Genomic DNA, 19,249 nt, shown 5'->3' with positions numbered 1-19,249 from the left:
GCTTACCCGTCGTCACGATGCGCGTCCATGCTTAGGCGTGACTTGATTTTCATCCCTGAAAATCACCGGCAACTTGCTTAACGTTTTTCAATGGCGCTTTATGAGGGGAAATGGGGGATTATCTGCAACCCTTCAGTTCAATTCGAACTTATATTCATCGAATATGGTTTTGCCTGTCCAGAACTATTAACTGCAGTGTTCTGATGTGTTTTCTTCGAAGGGGAGCCCCCCTTTAACCCCCTATGGCCAAGGCACTTGCCGTTTATATGTTCCTTGTACAAATGGCATTCACTGCATCCCTGCAGTTCAATGCTTACCTACATCATTAATTACATCAGATTCGACGGGACGGACATCGTGTTTGCTATCGCTCCGACCCTTAGTATTTTAATGATATTGAGTGTGCTCATCTTCAGCACAGTTAAGTTCCTTTGTTTACATGATAGATATTCGATCGAGCTTATCAACAGATATACGGTTCAGTAGCGCCATTTGGTTTTTTCCTCTAAAGTATGGCAAATGTCTTACATAGGTTATTGATTAAGTATGATATTTTTGCCTCCGCTAGTTCGAATTATGGCATTTGCTTTGAGGGTTTTGTCGTCGAATACGTTATAGCAATATTTTAGTTTTATTAATGGTTAAAAGGTTGTCAGATGGCTCACAGCGTGACAGATGGACATTCTTTGGAACAATTGAGATTTAAGGGATACACATGATAAAAGCAGTTTTATCCATAGTTCTAGTAACCTTCAGCGCAAATTCAATCGCAAAAGTGGGCTTACCACTTTTTGAAAAGACTTCCGCAACATCGGATAAGACGGTGAACGAGTTGGTTGGGGAGGATAAGTCAGTTTCTCTTACGCTGGCTAATATTCATTCTCTGAAGGGTTTGACACCAGGCGATACGATTAATATCAATCTTGGTAAAGATGCGTCAAACGCCAACGTCGTTGATGTCGTAAAGGGGCAACACGGCACGCAAAGTATTTTCTTGGAAAATGAAGATGCCGACATCCCGCTGACTTCTCTTATCACTATTAGTCAGACCAGTGTGTTTATGAGCCTTGCGACCACTGAAGTTGACGTTATGGCTTCTGGAAATCATCAAATGGTTACCCTAAGCCAAGCGACACTACCTCAGCACGACAAACCTGATTATATTATTCCTGATATCTACGCTGAATTTGGTAAGCCACGCTCGCAAACGAAAAAACAGCGCACCAATCGTCAACAACCGTCCAAAGCCAGCAACAACATCCAAGACTCAACATCCACTCATGTTAAAGCTGTGCCATCTCCTTCATCAAATGCATGGTTTGACAATGATGAGAAGGTTGTAGACCTTTTGATGGTCTATACGACGGACACCCTATCGGATATGAAAAACGATCCCCAAGGCTTTTTTGACCATCAGGTGAATTGGCTTAACTTCGCTTTATCAGCCTCTGACATTGATCTTCGCGTCAACCTGGTGGCCACAATGGAAATCGATGCCGATTTTGATTTCATGCCTTCGGTTTTAGAAGCTGTGCGTGAAGGCTATCCACCCTTTGAAAACGTGGCTCTTGAACGTTCCCGCTATGGGGCAGATGTGGTGATGACGTTTATGCAGGCTGACCTTAGTCTGGGTTTAGCCGGCTTGGCCTACTCGCCAAACGCATTTTTCAAAAGCTATGATCTTATGTATGGCGTGACATCGAGTAATGTCAATGTCGATGTTTTTGCGCATGAGATGGGCCACATTTTCGGGCTGGGCCACTCACAGCAGCAAGGTAACTATGGCAACCCTTTTTCCTACGGTCGTGGTTTTAGAATGGAAAGTCCGGATAAAAAGGGGTTTACCACCATCATGGGCTATGATACGACGTATGCCCGAGTAGTCCCTCGGTTTGCCAATCCAGATAAACTGTGTGGTGTGACTGCCTGTGGATTACCCCGAACAGATATCACGCTAAGCGGCTCACCATGGGATTTTGACAACGATGCGTCAGATGCCACTAGCGCCGTTAACAATGTGCGTGATAATTTGGTCAGTACCGCACCACGTAACCCCGAACAGACATCTATTGATGATGCACTGTCACAGATAACCGATACAGTATTAAAAAAATGCATTAGCGACCAGGTCAATCGTAGAGGAGATGTCACACTGACCTCGCAGATTAGTTCAGTAGATTGTTTTACGTGGGGAGATGACTCAGTGCTCTCCCTTGAGGGAATTGCCGCGTTTGATTCTCTTAATTATCTGGAGATAGCTAACAGTCAAATCAGCGATTTATCTCCGCTGGCCCCTTTAACAGTCCTGAAAGGCTTGTATATTTCAAACAAATCTAACTCGGATGTTGCAATAGAGCAAGGCCTTGACGTACTTCACCACAAACGCTCACTGAAATATCTGTCGTTGATTAATACAGGGTTAACGGATAGTGCTGTATCACAAATTCTTTCGGGCATTGATAGTTTATTCACCTTATCTCTACGCAATAATCAGCTCACACGCGTACCAGATTTATCGCGGTATCAGTATTTATCGAACTTGTATTTGGTGGACAACCCGATAACCGATGCAAGCTCCCTCAAAGTGGTAAAAGGATTAAAAGAACTCGATGTCAGCAACACGAAGATTAGCACGCTGACATCCGATACCTGGTCTTTGCCCTCACTGACTTCACTCCGCATCAATGACACTGACATTTCAAGTCTGGCATCATTGGACGTACACTTTTTACAAAGACTGGAAGCCAGAAATACGCCAATCAAATCCATTTCAGCACTGCCTGATTCTTCCTGGTTATCACATCTTGATATGAGCGGCAGCGATGTATCCTCACTGGCTACAACTTCGCGCTTTAAGAGACTTGCGGAACTTTATCTAAACAATACGCCGTTATCGTCTTTCACCGGGCTGTCAAATTTGCCATATCTGACGCGTATTTTTGCCGATAACACCGGCCTGAGTTCATTGGACTTTCTGTCCGGTACAGCAAATCTGACCTGGCTATACGCCAACAACAACGCTCTAACCGACCTCAGTCCGCTATCAAACACACCGGGGCTAGAGGTTTTGCATCTTTCGGGGAATCAGGAACTGGAGATCAACACACTCCCGACATTATCTCAACTGAGAGAGCTACGGGTATCCCATCTTGATATTGAAAATCTGGATTTTTTGAAACCGCTCGGCAGGCTTGAGCAATTCTGGCTATCGGAATCCACACAATTGAAGGATATCTCTGGGCTATTTGAATTGCCGTTTTTAAATGACATAAATACCTACTACCGTTCAGATTTCTACGATGATCGTCCGTATTGTTGGCAATTGGAATACCTTCGCAATGCCTCCTACAGGCAGTGGCGAAACTTCAAGTGGTATGATGACGGCAAGAGATGTAATACCAATGATGAACGCAATGATTACGATGAGGATGGCGTACCTAACGCAGATGAAATTGCACAGAGCACTGACCCAACCAATAATGAAAACGCCTCTGTTTCGCTAACATTGAAAAGTAACGAGGGGCAGGTTTACGAGGGGTTTGGAACGGTAGAGTATGGTCTTGTTCGCTATGGCAGTATCGATGAAGATGTTCAACTTCGAATAAAAACAACAGATGGCACGGCAGTTGCCGAGAATGACGATTATCAGGCAATTGATGATTCGTTCACCTTAGAATCAGGAAATCGGTTTTATTCAATCAGCATGCTGCCATATTTTGATCGAGATTACAGTGAGCCGGATGAAGCTTATTCGTTCTCCATTGAAGACGTTCAAGGTTCGAGTGTAGAGATTAAAGGAACTAATTACGCTACCGTGACCATAAAACGCCATCCAGAGGATGATATCAATGAACTTTTGGAGTCCAAGTCTAAGTTTGGATTTAAAACGATTAAAAACGCTGTCGTCAAAGAAGGAGAGCAAGTTGATATTACCTTTCATCGACTTGATGATAATTCGGGTTCAGTTCAACTCGATATTTACTGGATGGCGCTGACAAACGGTGCTGAGCGATATTTTGAGGACCTGCCAGAAAGTATCTTTTTTGAAGATGGCCAGCAGAGTGTCACACTGACACTGTCTACACTTGAGGTGAAAGAACTCCAGGAGACCGCCTATCTGAGTTTACGCATAAAATTGCCGGATTTACTTTTTCATGAAGACGCGAATGCCCTTGTTGAGGCAGATGACAGAGAGCTTGTGATTGTCATTCAGGATAAAGGCCAAATCCTTGACCCACTCATAAATGCAAGAGATAAGTTGTACGACTTTGACGGTGATGGTCTTGCCGATATTGGCGTCAGAAGGGCATCGCAAAGTATGTGGTATGTGAAAAACTCACAGGGTTTAGATCCGACTTCCAATTTCAATGATGATGTTACGCGGATGGAATTCGGACTTCGAGAGGAAGATATACCGGTTCCGGGTTTTTATGATGGAGATGATAGAATGGATTTTGCCTTCAGGCGCCCCAGTACCCAGACTTGGTATGTACGCAACTCCAGTGGTGTCGATTATATCAGCAATAATGATGATGGCATTTCGCGCATTCGCTTTGGTTTTCAGGCGGAAGATATCCCAGTACCCGGCGACTATGATGGTGACGGTAGAACTGATATTGCAGTACGAAGACCTTCAACCTCTACCTGGTATATTCTTAACTCGCGCATTGATAAAATCACCAAGAATGATGATAAGGTCACTCGGCTAGTGTTTGGTAGACGCGCAGAGGATATTCCGGTAGCTGCCGATTATGATGGTGATGGTAGAACCGACATTGCAATACGAAGACCCTCAACCTCGACCTGGTACATCTTAAATTCAACGGGGGTCGATAATGTTACCAATAATGAAGATGGTATTACTCGGATCCGCTTTGGATTGGTCATTGGGGATATTCCTGTGCCTGCTGATTATGATGGTGACGGTAAAGCAGATATTGCTGTCAGACGCCCCGGAACAAAGATGTGGTACATCCGAAACTCTTCGGGTGTAGATTTAATCACTGGGCATGATGATGGTATCTCACGTTTTCAATTTGGTATGGAAGAAGAAGATATCCCAGTACCAGCCGATTATGATGGAGACGGTCTGGCAGATATCGCAGTGCGCCGTCCTTCTTCTAAGATGTTTTATATTCGTAATTCCAACGGTACCGACTATATGACAGGCTATGATGACGGTGTAACACGCATTGAATTTGGAATGCGCGAGACAGACATCCCACTGGCCGCACCAGATTATTTGAAATCTCGCTCGTTTAATCGGTGGCCGGGTCAAGCAAGGCCTTCGAAGAAACAAGATGGAAGCGTTCTGCAAGAGCAGTGGTTTAACTTGCCAGAGCAATGCAGTCATCACTGTGAAAGTGGCAATGAGGTCTCGTTAGGAAAAGAGTGAGGGACAATAATGATGAACAGCATTCCCTCTCTCCTTAAGAGGGGGGCGGCTGCGGATAGAACATAACGCGTGTCCAGTTTGGTATTTGTGATTCCGATATTAGATTGCAGCGTCTGTTTCAATTGGGATAAATATGGTAAAGGCTCGATAGAGTATCTGGGACTACTTAACATCAGTTGAATAGCCCAACATATCTTCTTTGATAGTTTATTCACCCAGTATCAGCTTATCCGCCTATATTTTTAACTATTATGCAGAGTTAGTTGCCGTTGTCTTCGTCATTTGCCTTTTCAACATTAGTTGCTTCAACTTATTTCAGAATTGAACGTCAGCAAATTATCTGAAGCCGTCCGATTTACATTGTTTAATGAACGACCGCAATGGGGTGTTACCAATCAGATATCTGGTGCTGAGTAAAAGAAGCACAGTTAAAAGTGTAATCTGTCAGATCAAGTCAAAACCTACAAAAGAAGTTTGTCGGGGGATATCCAAAGGACAACACGTCTCCATCCTCTAACACACAACTCTACCCCTGTTGCGCCAGCAATGCTGCCGAAAGAATCTTAAAGCCTGCGATACTGGCGCCTTTGTGCAAATCTGGTTTGTCTGAGTCTTCGGGGGCGTTGTCCATACAGCGTTTAAAAATGGCCTGCATGATGCGCTGTAATTCTTGGTCAACATCGTCAAATGTCATGGGTGAGAAGGTGGCATTTTGAGTCATTTCCAAGGTTGATATCGCGACACCACCCGCATTGGCTGCTTTACCTGGGCCAAATAGAAGATCCGAGTCTGCTATGGCATTCAGCGCTTCATCGGTCAGGGCCATATTGCTGCCTTCTACAATGGCGAGGCAATCGGATTCTTTGAGTTGTTTTAAATCCTCAATGTTAAGTTCATTTTGAGTGGCGCAGGGAAGGGCGATATCACAGTTTTTCTGCCATGGTTTGCTGTCTTTTTCATACTGTAAATCAAACTCTTTGGCAGCTTCTTCCAGTGAATTATCTAGTTGCTGCTGTTGTTCAAGTAGCCAGTTAATCTGCTTTTCCGTAAGTCCATTTTCAGCAACCAGAAGGCCACGGCTGTTGGATAGCGTAATAACACGAGCATCGCTTTGAATTGCCTTTAGGGCGGCATGCAGGGCAACATTGCCGGCACCTGAGATGGCCAGGACTTTTCCCTCCAGTGTCTCATCTTGGCTTTTTAGCAACTCTTCGACAAAGTAGATCACGCCAAAACCTGTAGCTTCACTGCGTCCCTGGCTACCGCCAAAATCGCCTGCTTTTCCGGTGATGGCCCCTTCAAACTGCCGAGTTAATGTTTTGTATTGACCAAACAAATAGCCAATTTCACGATTTCCTACATTGATATCACCGGCGGGTATGTCTCTATTGGGGCCAATCTCGGCATAACATTCACTCATAAAAGCCTGACAAAAGCGCATTATTTCAGCGTCGCTGCGACCTTTCGGGTTAAAATCGGCACCGCCTTTAGCACCGCCAATGGGCAATCCTGTCAGGGCATTTTTAAAGCTTTGTTCAAATGCCAAGGCTTTCAATGTGGATAAACCCAGAGCAGGGTGAAAGCGTAAGCCGCCCTTGTATGGTCCGACGACATTACTGTGTTGTACCCGCCAGCCGCGATTGACTTGTGGAATGCCTTGGTCATCTGTCCATGATACTTTAAATTCGATAACCCTATCCGGCAGGCACAGACGCTGAAAAACACGTCTCTTGAGCAGTGAGGGATTTTTTTCTAACAACTGCGACAACGCTTTTGCTTCCTGACGCACCATAGATACGTATAGAGAGTCAGGCGCATTTTGCTCTTCAAGTTGCTGGATGAATTCTTGTAAATCAGGCATTTCAAACTCGCTTTGGGTTATTAACTCTTTCTGCCAAAAAGCAGACTTAATTATTGATCAATACAGGGACGCTGGACTGGGCCAGGACTTGTTCTGTTTGATTGCCAAACACCATGTTGCGCAACATAGATTCCTGTTGGGCCCCGATGATAACGATGTCGTGATTGTTCTCGGCAACCACGTCGTGGATTGAAGCAGAGAGTGACTTGTTGTCCTGCGCACTGTTTACCGTTGTCACAGTAATGCCATGACATTCAAGCCATGAAGCAACTTCTTCAAGTGCGACAATGTCGTATTCATCGCTACCGTGAAAATCACAGAAAATACCGGTTGTACCCACTTTAGTTAGCAATGGCAGCGCACTTTTTAGTGCACGAGCGGCTTGGGCACTGTTATCCCAAACAACTAGAGGTTTTTTAAAGAATTCGTGCTCTGGCACGTGTTCGGGTAATACCAGCAAGGGGGCACTTAGCGAGGCGGACAGGTCGGGTAAAAGAGAATTGAGTTTAACCTTGTCATAGCCATTGAACCAGTTTCTGCTGAGCACTACCAGGTCATGGGTTAGCGATACAAGGGGAAGCTGCTCAGCCAGTTCACCGGGCACCGTCATCCAGTGAAAGCTTTTGTCATCAAGGCTCGACGCGTTGATCAGCTTGCGAACGTTTTGCAAATCTTCTTTTAAAATGGTTTTACTGTTTTTAGCTATCTCTGGAACATAGGCCACGCCTTCCGGAGCCATGACTAAATCAGGTGCAGCCTCCGCCATAGTGCTTAGCCCAGATTGAAAGTAAACACCGTGAATTCGGCTATTTTCAGCACTGGTCAGTTTTTGAGCCCAATGAATGCGTTGTTGGAAACTATTGTCACTGCTTACCTGAATAAGAACGCTGTTAAAACACATGATACTCTCCTCATTGTTTATGTAAGTATCAAAGCAAAATTGATGCTAGCTTTTAAAATTTTTTAAATGTTTGAAATCTAAGATAAAATTTTAGTTTGAATTACATTCAAAGCCGCTCTAGTTTGCTCCAACAGGTGTTTTTTACACACCGGACTGAAAATTTTTCAATGGTTTTCCACTGAATTAGGGTTGATGCCTTTATTCCCTGGATAATTAGTTCTCAGGTAAGGTGATAATTTGCAATGCTTCCGGCAACACGCTAATGCTTAATGATTTGGCTTTCCTCATTTCACCGTCCAGGCTGTAGGTAATCTGCTCATCTGCTTTGAGGGTGACTTGTTCCGCTTGCCTGTGTTTAAAGGTAGGGTTTTGAGGCTCATTTACCTCTGACAATAACAGTTGCAACATGCCGCTCACCGTGCCTTGCTGGTAAGTTTCATCCAGCCAGGTGATATCTAGTTTGCCGTCTTTGGCGTCGGGCCTTCCACCTCCTTGAGCCAGCAACGTGAACAGGGGTGCTGAATTGGCAATTACTAAGCTTTTGGTGCTCAGTGTTAACCAGTCTTCATCGTTGAACTTGATTTCAAGATGGTGTTGTTGATCTTCGTTAATCGCTTGAAACAAACCATTTAAGTAAGCAAGTTGTCCTGATTCATTTTTGTTGTTTCTGTCGGCAAGTTCGATCATTCTCGATTCAAAACCGATGCCCAGCACCAGGGTAAATAGCTCTTCATTACACAGACCAATATCAAACTTCTCAATTTTGCGCTGGATTAAGGCATCACAGGCTGTCTCTATCGGAAATGCCTTGGCTTTAAATCCCCAAAGAGCATGACTCAGGGCATTGGTGGTGCCTAAGGGGATTAATCCCATTGGCATCGCAGTGCCTTTGAGCACATCTGCAACCTCATTCACGGTGCCATCACCACCTGCGGCGATGACCATATCCGCATTTGCTTTTACGGCTTTTTGAGCTAATTCCTTACCGTCACAGTCTTCTGTCGTTTCCACCACGGTAAGAGCGTAGTACTGACCCAATAAGTCGCAGATCTGTTTGCGATATTGTGGCCATTTCCCGCCGCCAGATACGGGGTTGGCCACAATCCAGGCGTTGGGATATAGCGTTATCTTTTCGCTTTGATGGATTTTTTCTAATGCGCGCAATTGCGACATGTTTAAACCTGCGGTCTGTCGGATGACATTGATATCCGTCAATACCTCGCGCACCGTTTTGTCCCTGTTTTGTGTGAGTAAATAAGCCGCTACGAGGAATACAGAGCGACCTCTTCCCAATGCACAGTGAACCACTACATTTTTATTACTGGCTCGTTGTCCGTGGATCCAGTTAATGGCTTTGAGAACCTCGTCCTCTCTCGGATATTGGTGGTCCAGTATCGGTATGTTCAGGTAGGACATATCCGCAGAAGTCGCGGTCCATTGCAAGGCATCGAATTCTGCAGTGGCGTCCAGTATGGAAGAGATATTGTGTTTTTCCAGTTCTTCTATGTCGCCGGGTTGGAGTCTTCTTGCCAGGTAAAGGCCGGGAACTATTTCTTGCAGTGGTGGAACAGGATCACGCTTGCGCGCCACCTTGTTGTAAAGGTGCACGCAAAGCAGAAACGGCCAAAGTAACCATGAGATAGCGGCTGGAATACGGCCATCTTGTTTTTTTCGAAAAATCTGCGGTGTTTTAAAAAGATAGGCACTCGCTACGATCGCGAATGAGATTGCCGCCCAGCCGAAAAATGCACTGATCAGCGGTGAGGGCAACAATATTACTGGCACCAGAAGCAGTAATGTTGCGCCACAGTAGTAGAGGGAAAAGGGTCTGCTTTTCGGTGTTTTCATGTCATGTTTCCTTATGCTTGAATTAGTTACAGCGGCGATTCAATAGTGACCTTGTCGCCATGCGCAACATGCGCAAACTGACAACACCCAGCAAAAAGCAACAGATCAGGGTTTGAATAAACTCGGAAACGTTTTTAAATCTCGACAGCCAGACGGTGATTAGTACGAAAACGATGATTAACTCGATCATGTTGCTCCTTTTCTCCTTTGGCTCTAAGTTAAGTGCTGTTTAGTATGGCCATTCAAACTAAGCAACTACCAAACCAAGATTGTTAAATTCAATAAAATCAATAACATAAAAACTTGATTGAACTTCGAGAGCGCAATATCGTATGTAAAGATTTCACGTGGCGGAAATTTTTTCACTGTACACGCCATGAAGAGGTAAGAATGAAACAAAAGGCGGCGCTGCTTCTGGCGCAGATCAATAATAAAGTTATCGACCTGCTGATTTCTCCCAAGACAACATTACCTTGGTTAATTGCTTCTTTGCCCGGTGGTGCATGGCTGTTACCGCTGCTGGCTCCAATTCGAGAGGCGGGCTCCATGCTGCCGCAATGGTGGATTCAGCAAAGTGCTTTGGGCTGTCACTCTCGCCGGGATTTTGGATGGCGAATTGGAATTGCTGTGCAGCTTTTCGGTGTATCTGGATTTGTTTTTACTGGCTTGCTCCTCACAGAAGAGCTCATGCCTTGGGGGATTTTACTATCCTTAACGGTCTTGAGTCTGGGGCGAGCGTTTACCTCAGTTTTCAGCAAAGATATTCAGGCAGATGTGATAGAGAAACAAAGGCGAGGCCGATTTACAGGCCTGGTATCTTCGTTGTCGGGTGCGTTGAGTATCGTTTTTGCCCTGTTGTTGATAGGAGATTTTTTTGGCGAAAATCGACGGTTGATCAACATGGGTTTTGTGGTTGTTTTGGTATCGGTAATCGTGGCATTACTGTTCAGTTTCTCGGTGCAAACAAGCACAGAAGCGAAGGATAAGGAAGCGACCCCGAGTATTTTTGCGCAATTTAGCAATAACGTATTATTGCGACACATGGTGCTCAGTCGGTGCTTTTTGTTGCATGCCATGTTAGCCATTCCTTTTATCACTGTTGTTATGGCTCAGGGGGCGCAATTAGCGATAGGGTGGCTGGTACTTGCATCGGGATTATCGGCGCTAACCGCTTCTTATTTGTGGGGATGGATGTCGGATAAGCGCAACATCCTGACCTTATTTGTTGCCTCCTGTTTGTGTTTAGTGGCCTTGCTCAGCATTATTTGGGCTGTAGAAGCACTACCGCATTGGCTGAATTTCGTTTTGTTTTATCTTCTTCTGGTGGGGTACGACGGTATCAGAGTTGGCAGAAAAACACTTCTATTGAACGTAACCAATGAGAATAACCGACTCGGATTTGTGGGAGCAGGGAACACGACAGTGGGTATCTTCTTATTGCTCAGTGGTGTGCTTTATAGCTTTTTATACAGTATCAAGAGTCAATGGATGTTGTGGTTTTTGCTGATCATTCTGGCAACGGGAATTCTGCATTTGGTGAAACTGAACAGCTTGGTAAAAGCGCAGGACAGTAAAAAATAGAGTGCCAAATTCAGTGGCAATGAATAACTGCTGTGGTAAATCACGGTTAGATAACCTAGCATTTATAATTGTTATGAGGTTGGAATGTTGCAAGTGAGCAAAGAAAAGAGGGCTGGATGAAGCGAGGGTATTTGTTGTTAAAACTATTGTGCATCTTTAGTTTGGTGGTACAAGCTGCCATTGCCTCTGAGGTGACAGTGGTGGATCAGGAAGGTAATCCCGTACCTGATGTTGTGTTTACCTGGCCCTCTGATAAGCCTACGCAAGCTCAGGCACAGCCGGTTGTTGTGGATCAGATTGATAGGCAATTTGTGCCTCATGTCACAGCGATTGTTGCTGGTCAGGATGTGGATTTTCCCAATAGTGATAACATTCGCCATCACGTTTACAGTTTTTCCGAAAGTAACCCCTTCGAAATTAAGCTTTATCGCAACAGGCCGGTAGCACCAATCAACTTCGCTCGTCCCGGGGTGGTGGCACTGGGGTGCAATATTCACGATCAAATGATTGGCTATATCTACGTTGCTGAGCCCAATTCAGCGATGGCATTGACTGATAAAAATGGCGTGGTGCAGTTGCCCGATACCGGCGCAGTGAGTTATTGGCATCCCCGTATGTCGCAAACTGGTAGCAAAACTGAAAGTCTGACCATGTCAGGCGATGAGAATAGGTTATTAACATTAAGTCTGTTACCTGTACTACAAAAAGAAAACACTTCAACTTTTGGCTCCGGTACTTTTGGCAGCGAGTGAACACAAACCAGCGCCGTAGCTGAAGACATCTACAGACCAATGAATAACTGAATCAAACTAACGAGTAACTTGATGGTGAAAAACAACAATCGATGCACAAGACCATTCTTTCTTTTGCTGATATTGCTGGCAAGCCCGGTAATACAGGCTGCAACGGGAAAATTGATTGGTACAGCAGGGCTGAATATGCTGGAAGGCTCGGGAGGTGGGGGTATCGTACCCTGGGCAACGTTGGCGGGATATGACAGTCGCGATCAGGTGGCGGCAACGGCGTTTTATACCCGGGTTAATGTCGATGATTTTCAGCTGGATGTGTTGGGGGCTAGTTTGTCCTTTTACGATCGGATAGAAATCAGTATCGCCCAGCACAAATTCGATGTAGAGCCTTTAGGCGCAGAAATAAAACAGAATATTTATGGCCTCAAATACCGAATTTATGGTGATGTTGTCTACAGTGATTGGCCACAAGTGAGTGTCGGATTACAGCATAAAGTGTTGGATGATGGAGCCATAGCTGCGGCAGTAGGTGCTGATAACGCGGACAGTGGTACTGATTTTTATATCGCGGCTACCAAAGTACATCTGGGGGGCTTTTTTGGTTACAACACGGTGTGGAACACCACATTGAGGGCCACCAAAGCGAATCAAACCGGTCTTTTGGGCTTTGGTCAAGTGGATGACGATGATTATGAAGTTATGTTCGAAGGTTCGCTGGGCGTGCTACTCTCAAGGCATTTCGCTGTTGGAATAGAATACCGGCAAAAACCAGACAACTTAGGGCTAGGAGAGGATGATTGGAAGGATGTCTTCATTGCCTGGATTCCATCAAAAGATGTTAATGTCACCTTGGCCTATGCCAAGCTGGGTAGCATTGCTGGCGTTCAGGACCAAAATGGATTGTATCTGTCAATCAGCGGGCAAATTTGGTGATCTTATGAAGCAATTATTAATCGTTATAAGCTTGGTTTTACTCAGCGCTTGTGCCACTACGCAGCAGTCTTTGTATCAGGAGCTAGGTGGAGCATCTAAGGTTTCCGATATAGTGGATAACTTTATTACTGAAATTGAAAGGGATGACATCATGCTCAGCTATTTTCGGGGTTCCGATATCGCTCGCTTCAGAGAAAAGCTCAATGAACACTTGTGCTCATTAACTGGCGGGGGGTGCGAGTATACCGGCGATACTATGGCAGAAGTACATACCGGGATGAACCTGAACGAAAGTGATTTTAATCACGGTGTCGATTTGTTTATCAATGCCATGACTGACGCAGGAGTGCCACACCCCTTGCAGAACAAGGTTCTTGCGGTAATGGCACCCACTCGGGATGAGATGCTCTATATAAAATAGGCCGGATATTAAAGTCTCCACAGGAAGGCCATACCCGGTTTATCCCACAGATCTGCCACTCGTGTCAGCAAACTAGCCATACGTCACTCAGGTGCTTTGCGAAGGAACATTATTCAGTATAGTGATTGTGCAGGCGTAGTGAACCTGCAAGCACTCAGTGCGTCTCCCTGGAAAGGTGGGAAACCACCTTTCTGTCCTCTCTTTTATTATCCTAAAGTATTAGTGCAAAGATGCCGACAACATTGGCAACTTTCTGTAACGGCGTTATGCTAATGACTATTGAGTATTTAAGATTCTGGCATAGGTACTGTTGATTATGCGAAGAGGGATTTTGTTCCTTATCACGTTGTATTTCTGCGGGGTGGTGAACGCACGCCCGGTAAATGTGGTTACAGAGCTGTTCTTCCCATACCAGCAATTGGATGCAGATAATCAGCTAACCGGATACAGTATCGATGTGGTTAATGAGCTCGCTGCTATCACTGGAGATGAATTGCAGATTGAGTTATTACCCTGGGCGGTGGCATACCAAAATGCACTTACCACTCCCGATACCATGATTTTTTCCATAGGCCGCACACCCAAGAGAGAGCCGCTCTTTGCTTGGGTGGGCAGCATTGCTACGGAAACGCTGTATTTCTGGAGTTTGTCACAGTCGGGCATCGTAAGCTCAGATATCCTGTCGGATTTTCAACAATATCGAATTGCTGTGGTGAAAGAAGCCACCACTCATCAACTGCTACGTAGCAACGGGTTTTCCAGTTTGTATGTTATGGGGGGAGGGGATAGCAATGTCAGTGAAGCAAATCGCGTGAATATGCTGATCAAAGGGCGCGCAGATATCATTATCGCCGCTGAAACTGCAATGTTACCCGCACTGAAGAAGTTAAACCTTCCAGAGAGTTTTGTGCAACAGGTTCATCGAGCGAAAGATTTGGACAGCGAGTTGTCCATCGCTTTTCAAAAAGACAGCCAGCCTGAGCTGGTGAGCCGTTTTAAGAGGGCACTGGATAAGTTAAAAGTCAGCGGAAAACTGCAAAAGCTTAAAACAAAATGGGGTTTGAAATAACAAACGGGATAAATTAACGGGACACCCAAGGTGTCCCATTTAAAAGTTATGAATTTTGAACCGGATTAGAGTTCAAATCTATCAGCCTGCATAACTTTTACCCAAGCGGCAACGAAGTCGTTTACAAAGCGTTCGTGGCTGCCGTCAAAAGCATACACTTCCGCAACTGCACGTAACTCAGAACTGGAGCCGAAAATCAAATCTACCGGTGTGGCCGTGTATTTAACCGCGCCGCTTTTTCTGTCCACGCCCTCATAGAGTCCCGGGTTATCGGTTTTTCGCCATTGAGTAGACATATCCAGCAAGTTAACGAAGAAGTCGTTATTCAGCGTACCTGGCTTGTCGGTGAATACACCGTGTTGAGCATTATCTGTATTGGCGTCCAAAGCACGCAAGCCACCCACTAAAACGGTCATTTCAGGTACGGTCAACGCCAGCTGATCGGCTTTATCGATGAGGGCATCAGTCGGAGATTTGTAATAGCCCTCACTGTAGTAATTCCGGAAGCCATCCGCTTTCGGTTCGAGGAAGGAGAACGAGTTTACGTCTGTTTGTGCTTGAATTGCGTCACCGCGTCCCGGTGCAAAGGGTACTGATACTTCTACTCCTGCATCTTTAGCGGCTTTTTCAATAGCGGCTGCACCGCCTAATACAATCAGATCCGCCAATGATACTTTTTTGCGCTTGCCATCAAAGTCCTGTTTGATGTCTTGCAGCTTGCCTAGTACTTTTTGTACTTCTGCCGGGTTGTTAACTGGCCAGTCCTTTTGGGGGGCTAAAGCGATACGTGCACCATTGGCGCCCCCGCGCATGTCTGAATCCCTGTAGGTGGACGCTGATGCCCATGCCACGCGCACCAGTTCTGAAACCGTAAGACCTGAATCCAGAATTGCTTTTTTCAGTTTCTTTACGTCTCGGTCTGATACCGTTTTGTAATCGGCTGCAGGGATGGGATCCATCCAAATGTGCTCTTCCTCAGGTACTTCACTGCCCCAGAAGTTGGCTTTAGGTCCCATATCTCGGTGAGTTAGTTTGTACCAGGCTTTGGCGAATGCCAGGCGATACTCTTCTGGATTGGCGCGAAAACGCTCTGCGATTTTACGGTACTCCGGATCAAACTTCAGTGCCAGATCCGCAGTAGTCATCACCGGCGGGTTATATTTCCCTTTAATGTGAGCATCGGGAACAGATTTGTGTAGCGATTCATCGGTAGGGATCCACTGAATAGCCCCGGCCGGGCTACGGGTTTGTTTCCAGTCAAACTTAAGCAGATTTTCCAGGTACAAGGAAGTCCAGCGTGTAGGGGCTTGTGTCCATGCTCCCTCCAGGCCACTGGTTACTGTATCTTCAGAGTGACCTTTGCCACATTTGTTTTTCCAGCCAAATCCTTGATCCTCGATAGGGGCCGCGCCCGGTTCCGCTGCAACACATTCCGACGCTTTGTGGGCGCCGTGCATTTTACCAAAGGTGTGGCCACCAGCGATTAACGCCAAGGTTTCTTCGTCGTTCATGGCCATGCGACCAAAGGATTCTCTGATGTTTTTGGCCGAACCCAGCGGATCGGGTTTACCGCCCGGACCTTCGGGGTTCACGTAAATGAGTCCCATGTGCACTGCTGCCAGCGGTTTTTTCAACTTGCCATCTGTATCTCTGCGGTCACTGGCCAGCATTTCCACTTCAGGGCCCCAATACACCATATCTGGCTCCCAGTCATCGTCTCTACCTGCTGCAAAGCCGTAGGTTTGAAAGCCCATGTTTTCTAGTGCAACGTTACCGGCGAGCACAATCAAATCACCCCAGGAAATACTTTCACCGTATTTTTGTTTCACCGGCCAAAGTAATCTGCGAGCCTTGTCCAGGTTGCCATTGTCTGGCCAACTGTTGAGTGGATCAAAGCGTTGTTGACCACCGCCTGCGCCGCCCCGGCCGTCATGAGTCCGGTAAGTACCAGCGGCGTGCCAGGTCATTCTGATAAAGAAGGGACCATAGTTACCCCAGTCTGCAGGCCACCAATCTTGGGAGTCGGTGAGTACATCGTTGATATCTGATTTCAGGGCATCGTAATCCAATGCTTTGAAGGCTTTGGCGTAGTCGAAGTCTTCGCCCAGCGGATTAGAGCGCGTATCGTGATCACGAAGTGGTGACAAATCAATTTGGTCCGGCCACCAAAATAAGTTCGATTTAGCCTGTGTGGGGGCCACTTTGCCCATACCCACTGTACCGCCTGGCTTGCTTGACTCTGCGCTGATTGCCGCTTGGGAAAGTGATAATGCGATGACACTTGCCAGCGCAGTCGTTTTAAATAACCTGGACGTTTTCATATTCAATCCTCTTGTAGGGTTGACGAACGAGAAACTATTTGCTCGTCTCTGTTCGTGTAATTTTGATACCGATAAAAAGTCTGATTAGATCTTAGAAACTCATGAAATATTCGGTCGTTCCTATTGTTTTCAGGTTATCAATTATTTATTCTTCCGCAGAATCGTTTGTTTCTATGTAAATAATAGGTATTGCCTATATATTCAGGTGAACTATGAATATCAAAGACTTACAGTACTTTTTGGCGGTGGCAGATCTTGAGCATTTTGGCCAGGCAGCAGAACAGTGTTTTGTCAGCCAACCCACCTTGAGTGGGCAGATAAAAAAGCTGGAAGAGCAGTTGGGGGTGGTTTTGTTCGAGCGCACTAATCGGCGGGTCATGCTTACTGAAACCGGGAGCCAGATAGCCACCTACGCCAGAAGAGTGATGAGCGAAATTGAATCTATTCAGGAAATTGCCGAGAGTTCTCGCGATCCCTTGGCTGGTAAATTTCGCTTGGGGGCATTTCCCACTCTGGCCACTTATGTATTTCCCGACATCGTCACCAAAGTGAAAAAGGTGATGCCCAAATTGCGTTTGATACTCATCGAAGATAAGACATTGTTCTTAATGGATAAGTTGCGCCATGGTGAAATCGATGCGGCTTTATTGGCGTTACCAGTGCATGATGATTACATGGTGTCTCAGGAATTGTTTGAGGATGAGTTTTGTCTTGCAGTTGCACCCGATCACAAATTAGCAAGCAGAGATACAGTGGATCAAAAATGCCTGAAGAAACACAAGCTACTGTTGTTGGAAGAAGGGCACTGTTTACGGGATCAATCTTTGGAAATTTGTGAACGCCAGGGGTTAGCGGAGGAACAAGACTTCCGTGCAACGGGACTGGAAACCCTGCGCCAGATGGTGAAAGCGGGCACGGGCATCACTTTTATGCCGAAAATCGCTATTCAGGAAAACGAGGCCGGTATTAAGTATATACCCTTTACCGAACCCGTACCGAAAAGAACCATCGGCCTTGTGTGGCGCAAAACCTCCGCCAGGAAAGATGTAATGGAAAAATTGGTAGAAGCGCTACAGGTCGTTTCTGATCATTAGTGCTGCTAAACCAGCTGATGCTTTTCGCAGTATTGTTTTAAGCTTTTATTTGCCATACCTGAGACTTTATTGCGCAACAGTGGAGACCAGCCCAATAGCAAACCGGCAGGACCCAGAGCCATTTTACTCCAGCGCCAAAAATTAAAGCTGTCTACGTGCTGAATGATCTTGCCATCTTCAAACAGAAAGCTGGCCTGAATTTTGTTGTGTACCCGTCTGCCGGTTTTGGAAAAATCATAGCTGGCTTGCCAATAAGCAGAGCCGGACATGCCATCAGCCATCACATCTGAGTAGCTTAACTCAAAATTTGTGGCCTGGGAGCAGAGCATGCGCCACATGTTTCCGGCCATTTTTCCTTTTAAATCAGGGAAGGCCGGATCACTGAATTCGATGTCTTTGTGATAGCAGTCTGCCATCGCTTCTGCGTCCAGTTTTTGAAAGCTCTGGTAAAACTGGTGAATGAGTTGCTCATTGGGGTGCATGTATCACTCCTTTAACAGGTGGTAAGCCGCCATTTTTAGTTATGGTTTTAATCTGCTTTAAAATCGGGCTCGCTGGTTTTGACGTTTTTTAATATACAGCGTCTTTTTCAAATTGCAGACTGTTTTTTGTTGTTCATCCAGGATGCTTAAGTGATAGGTGGGCAGGTATTTCTCACCATTCGCTGTTTTTTCTTTGATATCTCTTAGCATTTCATCGGTGATCACAAACTCGGCGCTGACTTTTCCTTTACCGGGGGCAACAAAATCGATTTCCGTGGTTTTGTCCCATACCGTGTAATCCTTGCCCAGAATATTCATCAGCATCAACATAAAGTGGGGATCTGTCATGGAAAACAGACTGCCACCAAAATGAGTATTTACCGCATTGCGATTGTACCAACGCAACTTCATGGAAACCTTGCAATAACGCCAGTCAGCGCTGTAGGTTTCGATTCTCACGCCCGCACCCAGGTAGGGCCCGAAGCAGTAATTGAGTAAAAATCGCAATTTTGAGGGTGTCATCTTCATTATTATTATCCATTAACACGTCAGACCAGTTGCAGGGTACGCTAAATTTTGCCTTCTCGCTATTAT

Annotated in this window: 14 protein-coding genes; 7 read left to right on the top strand and 7 right to left on the bottom strand. The window is 45.7% G+C overall.

The features are described from left to right. Positions 1-715: 715 nt before the first annotated feature. Positions 716-5,395: a leucine-rich repeat domain-containing protein gene (locus AABA75_RS13055; protein ID WP_338293047.1), complete on the top strand. Its 4,680-nt coding sequence runs from the start codon at positions 716-718 to the stop codon at positions 5,393-5,395. 526 nt (positions 5,396-5,921) lie between these two features. Here AABA75_RS13055 and gdhA read toward each other — a convergent pair. The 4 genes from gdhA to AABA75_RS13035 form a co-directional block, all read right to left on the bottom strand. Continuing rightward, positions 5,922-7,256, bottom strand: coding sequence for an NADP-specific glutamate dehydrogenase (gdhA, locus tag AABA75_RS13050; protein WP_338293046.1), 1,335 nt, complete (start codon positions 7,254-7,256; stop codon positions 5,922-5,924). Between the two features lie 46 nt (positions 7,257-7,302). Beyond that, positions 7,303-8,157 carry a universal stress protein gene (locus tag AABA75_RS13045; protein WP_338293045.1) on the bottom strand — a complete coding sequence of 285 codons (855 nt, stop codon included), beginning with the start codon at positions 8,155-8,157 and terminating at the stop codon, positions 7,303-7,305. A 213-nt stretch (positions 8,158-8,370) separates the two neighbouring features. Further along, complete coding sequence (locus AABA75_RS13040; protein ID WP_338293044.1) at positions 8,371-10,005, bottom strand: diacylglycerol kinase family protein; 1,635 nt, start codon at positions 10,003-10,005, stop codon at positions 8,371-8,373. A gap of 22 nt (positions 10,006-10,027) precedes the next feature. Beyond that, a complete protein-coding gene (locus AABA75_RS13035; RefSeq protein WP_338293043.1) occupies positions 10,028-10,195 on the bottom strand; it encodes a hypothetical protein in 168 nt (55 codons plus the stop codon). A 200-nt stretch (positions 10,196-10,395) separates the two neighbouring features. Between AABA75_RS13035 and AABA75_RS13030 the strand changes: the two genes are divergently transcribed. The 5 genes from AABA75_RS13030 to AABA75_RS13010 all read left to right on the top strand — a co-directional run bounded on the left by AABA75_RS13030 (position 10,396) and on the right by AABA75_RS13010 (position 14,758). Continuing rightward, positions 10,396-11,586, top strand: coding sequence for an MFS transporter (locus AABA75_RS13030; RefSeq protein WP_338293042.1), 1,191 nt, complete (start codon positions 10,396-10,398; stop codon positions 11,584-11,586). Between the two features lie 116 nt (positions 11,587-11,702). Next, on the top strand, positions 11,703-12,338 hold the full coding sequence (locus tag AABA75_RS13025) for a methylamine utilization protein (RefSeq protein ID WP_338293041.1): 636 nt from the start codon (positions 11,703-11,705) through the stop codon (positions 12,336-12,338). A 72-nt stretch (positions 12,339-12,410) separates the two neighbouring features. Continuing rightward, positions 12,411-13,268 (top strand): DUF3034 family protein, encoded by an 858-nt coding sequence (locus AABA75_RS13020; RefSeq protein WP_338293040.1) that lies wholly within the window; start codon positions 12,411-12,413, stop codon positions 13,266-13,268. A gap of 4 nt (positions 13,269-13,272) precedes the next feature. Further along, positions 13,273-13,689: a group 1 truncated hemoglobin gene (locus tag AABA75_RS13015; protein WP_338293039.1), complete on the top strand. Its 417-nt coding sequence runs from the start codon at positions 13,273-13,275 to the stop codon at positions 13,687-13,689. A 316-nt stretch (positions 13,690-14,005) separates the two neighbouring features. Then, entirely contained in the window at positions 14,006-14,758 is a 753-nt protein-coding gene (locus AABA75_RS13010) for a substrate-binding periplasmic protein (RefSeq protein ID WP_338293038.1), read from the top strand. A gap of 65 nt (positions 14,759-14,823) precedes the next feature. On the opposite strand, the gene katG is transcribed toward AABA75_RS13010, so the two are convergent. Next, positions 14,824-17,079 (bottom strand): catalase/peroxidase HPI, encoded by a 2,256-nt coding sequence (gene katG / locus AABA75_RS13005; protein WP_338293037.1) that lies wholly within the window; start codon positions 17,077-17,079, stop codon positions 14,824-14,826. Positions 17,080-17,291: 212 nt separating this feature from the next. Between katG and AABA75_RS13000 the strand changes: the two genes are divergently transcribed. Beyond that, positions 17,292-18,173, top strand: a complete 882-nt coding sequence (locus tag AABA75_RS13000; protein ID WP_338293036.1) for a LysR substrate-binding domain-containing protein — start codon at positions 17,292-17,294, stop codon at positions 18,171-18,173. 5 nt (positions 18,174-18,178) lie between these two features. Here the strand turns inward: AABA75_RS13000 and AABA75_RS12995 are convergent, their stop codons facing one another. After that, complete coding sequence (locus AABA75_RS12995) at positions 18,179-18,655, bottom strand: nuclear transport factor 2 family protein (protein ID WP_338293035.1); 477 nt, start codon at positions 18,653-18,655, stop codon at positions 18,179-18,181. A gap of 57 nt (positions 18,656-18,712) precedes the next feature. Further along, on the bottom strand, positions 18,713-19,183 hold the full coding sequence (locus tag AABA75_RS12990; RefSeq protein WP_338293034.1) for a DUF4442 domain-containing protein: 471 nt from the start codon (positions 19,181-19,183) through the stop codon (positions 18,713-18,715). Positions 19,184-19,249 lie beyond the last annotated feature (66 nt).

The organism is Planctobacterium marinum (assembly GCF_036322805.1).
Classification (GTDB): Bacteria; Pseudomonadota; Gammaproteobacteria; order Enterobacterales; family Alteromonadaceae; genus Planctobacterium; species Planctobacterium marinum_A.
Note: the sequence above shows the minus strand (reverse complement) of the source record. Positions and strands in the feature narration are given on the sequence as shown.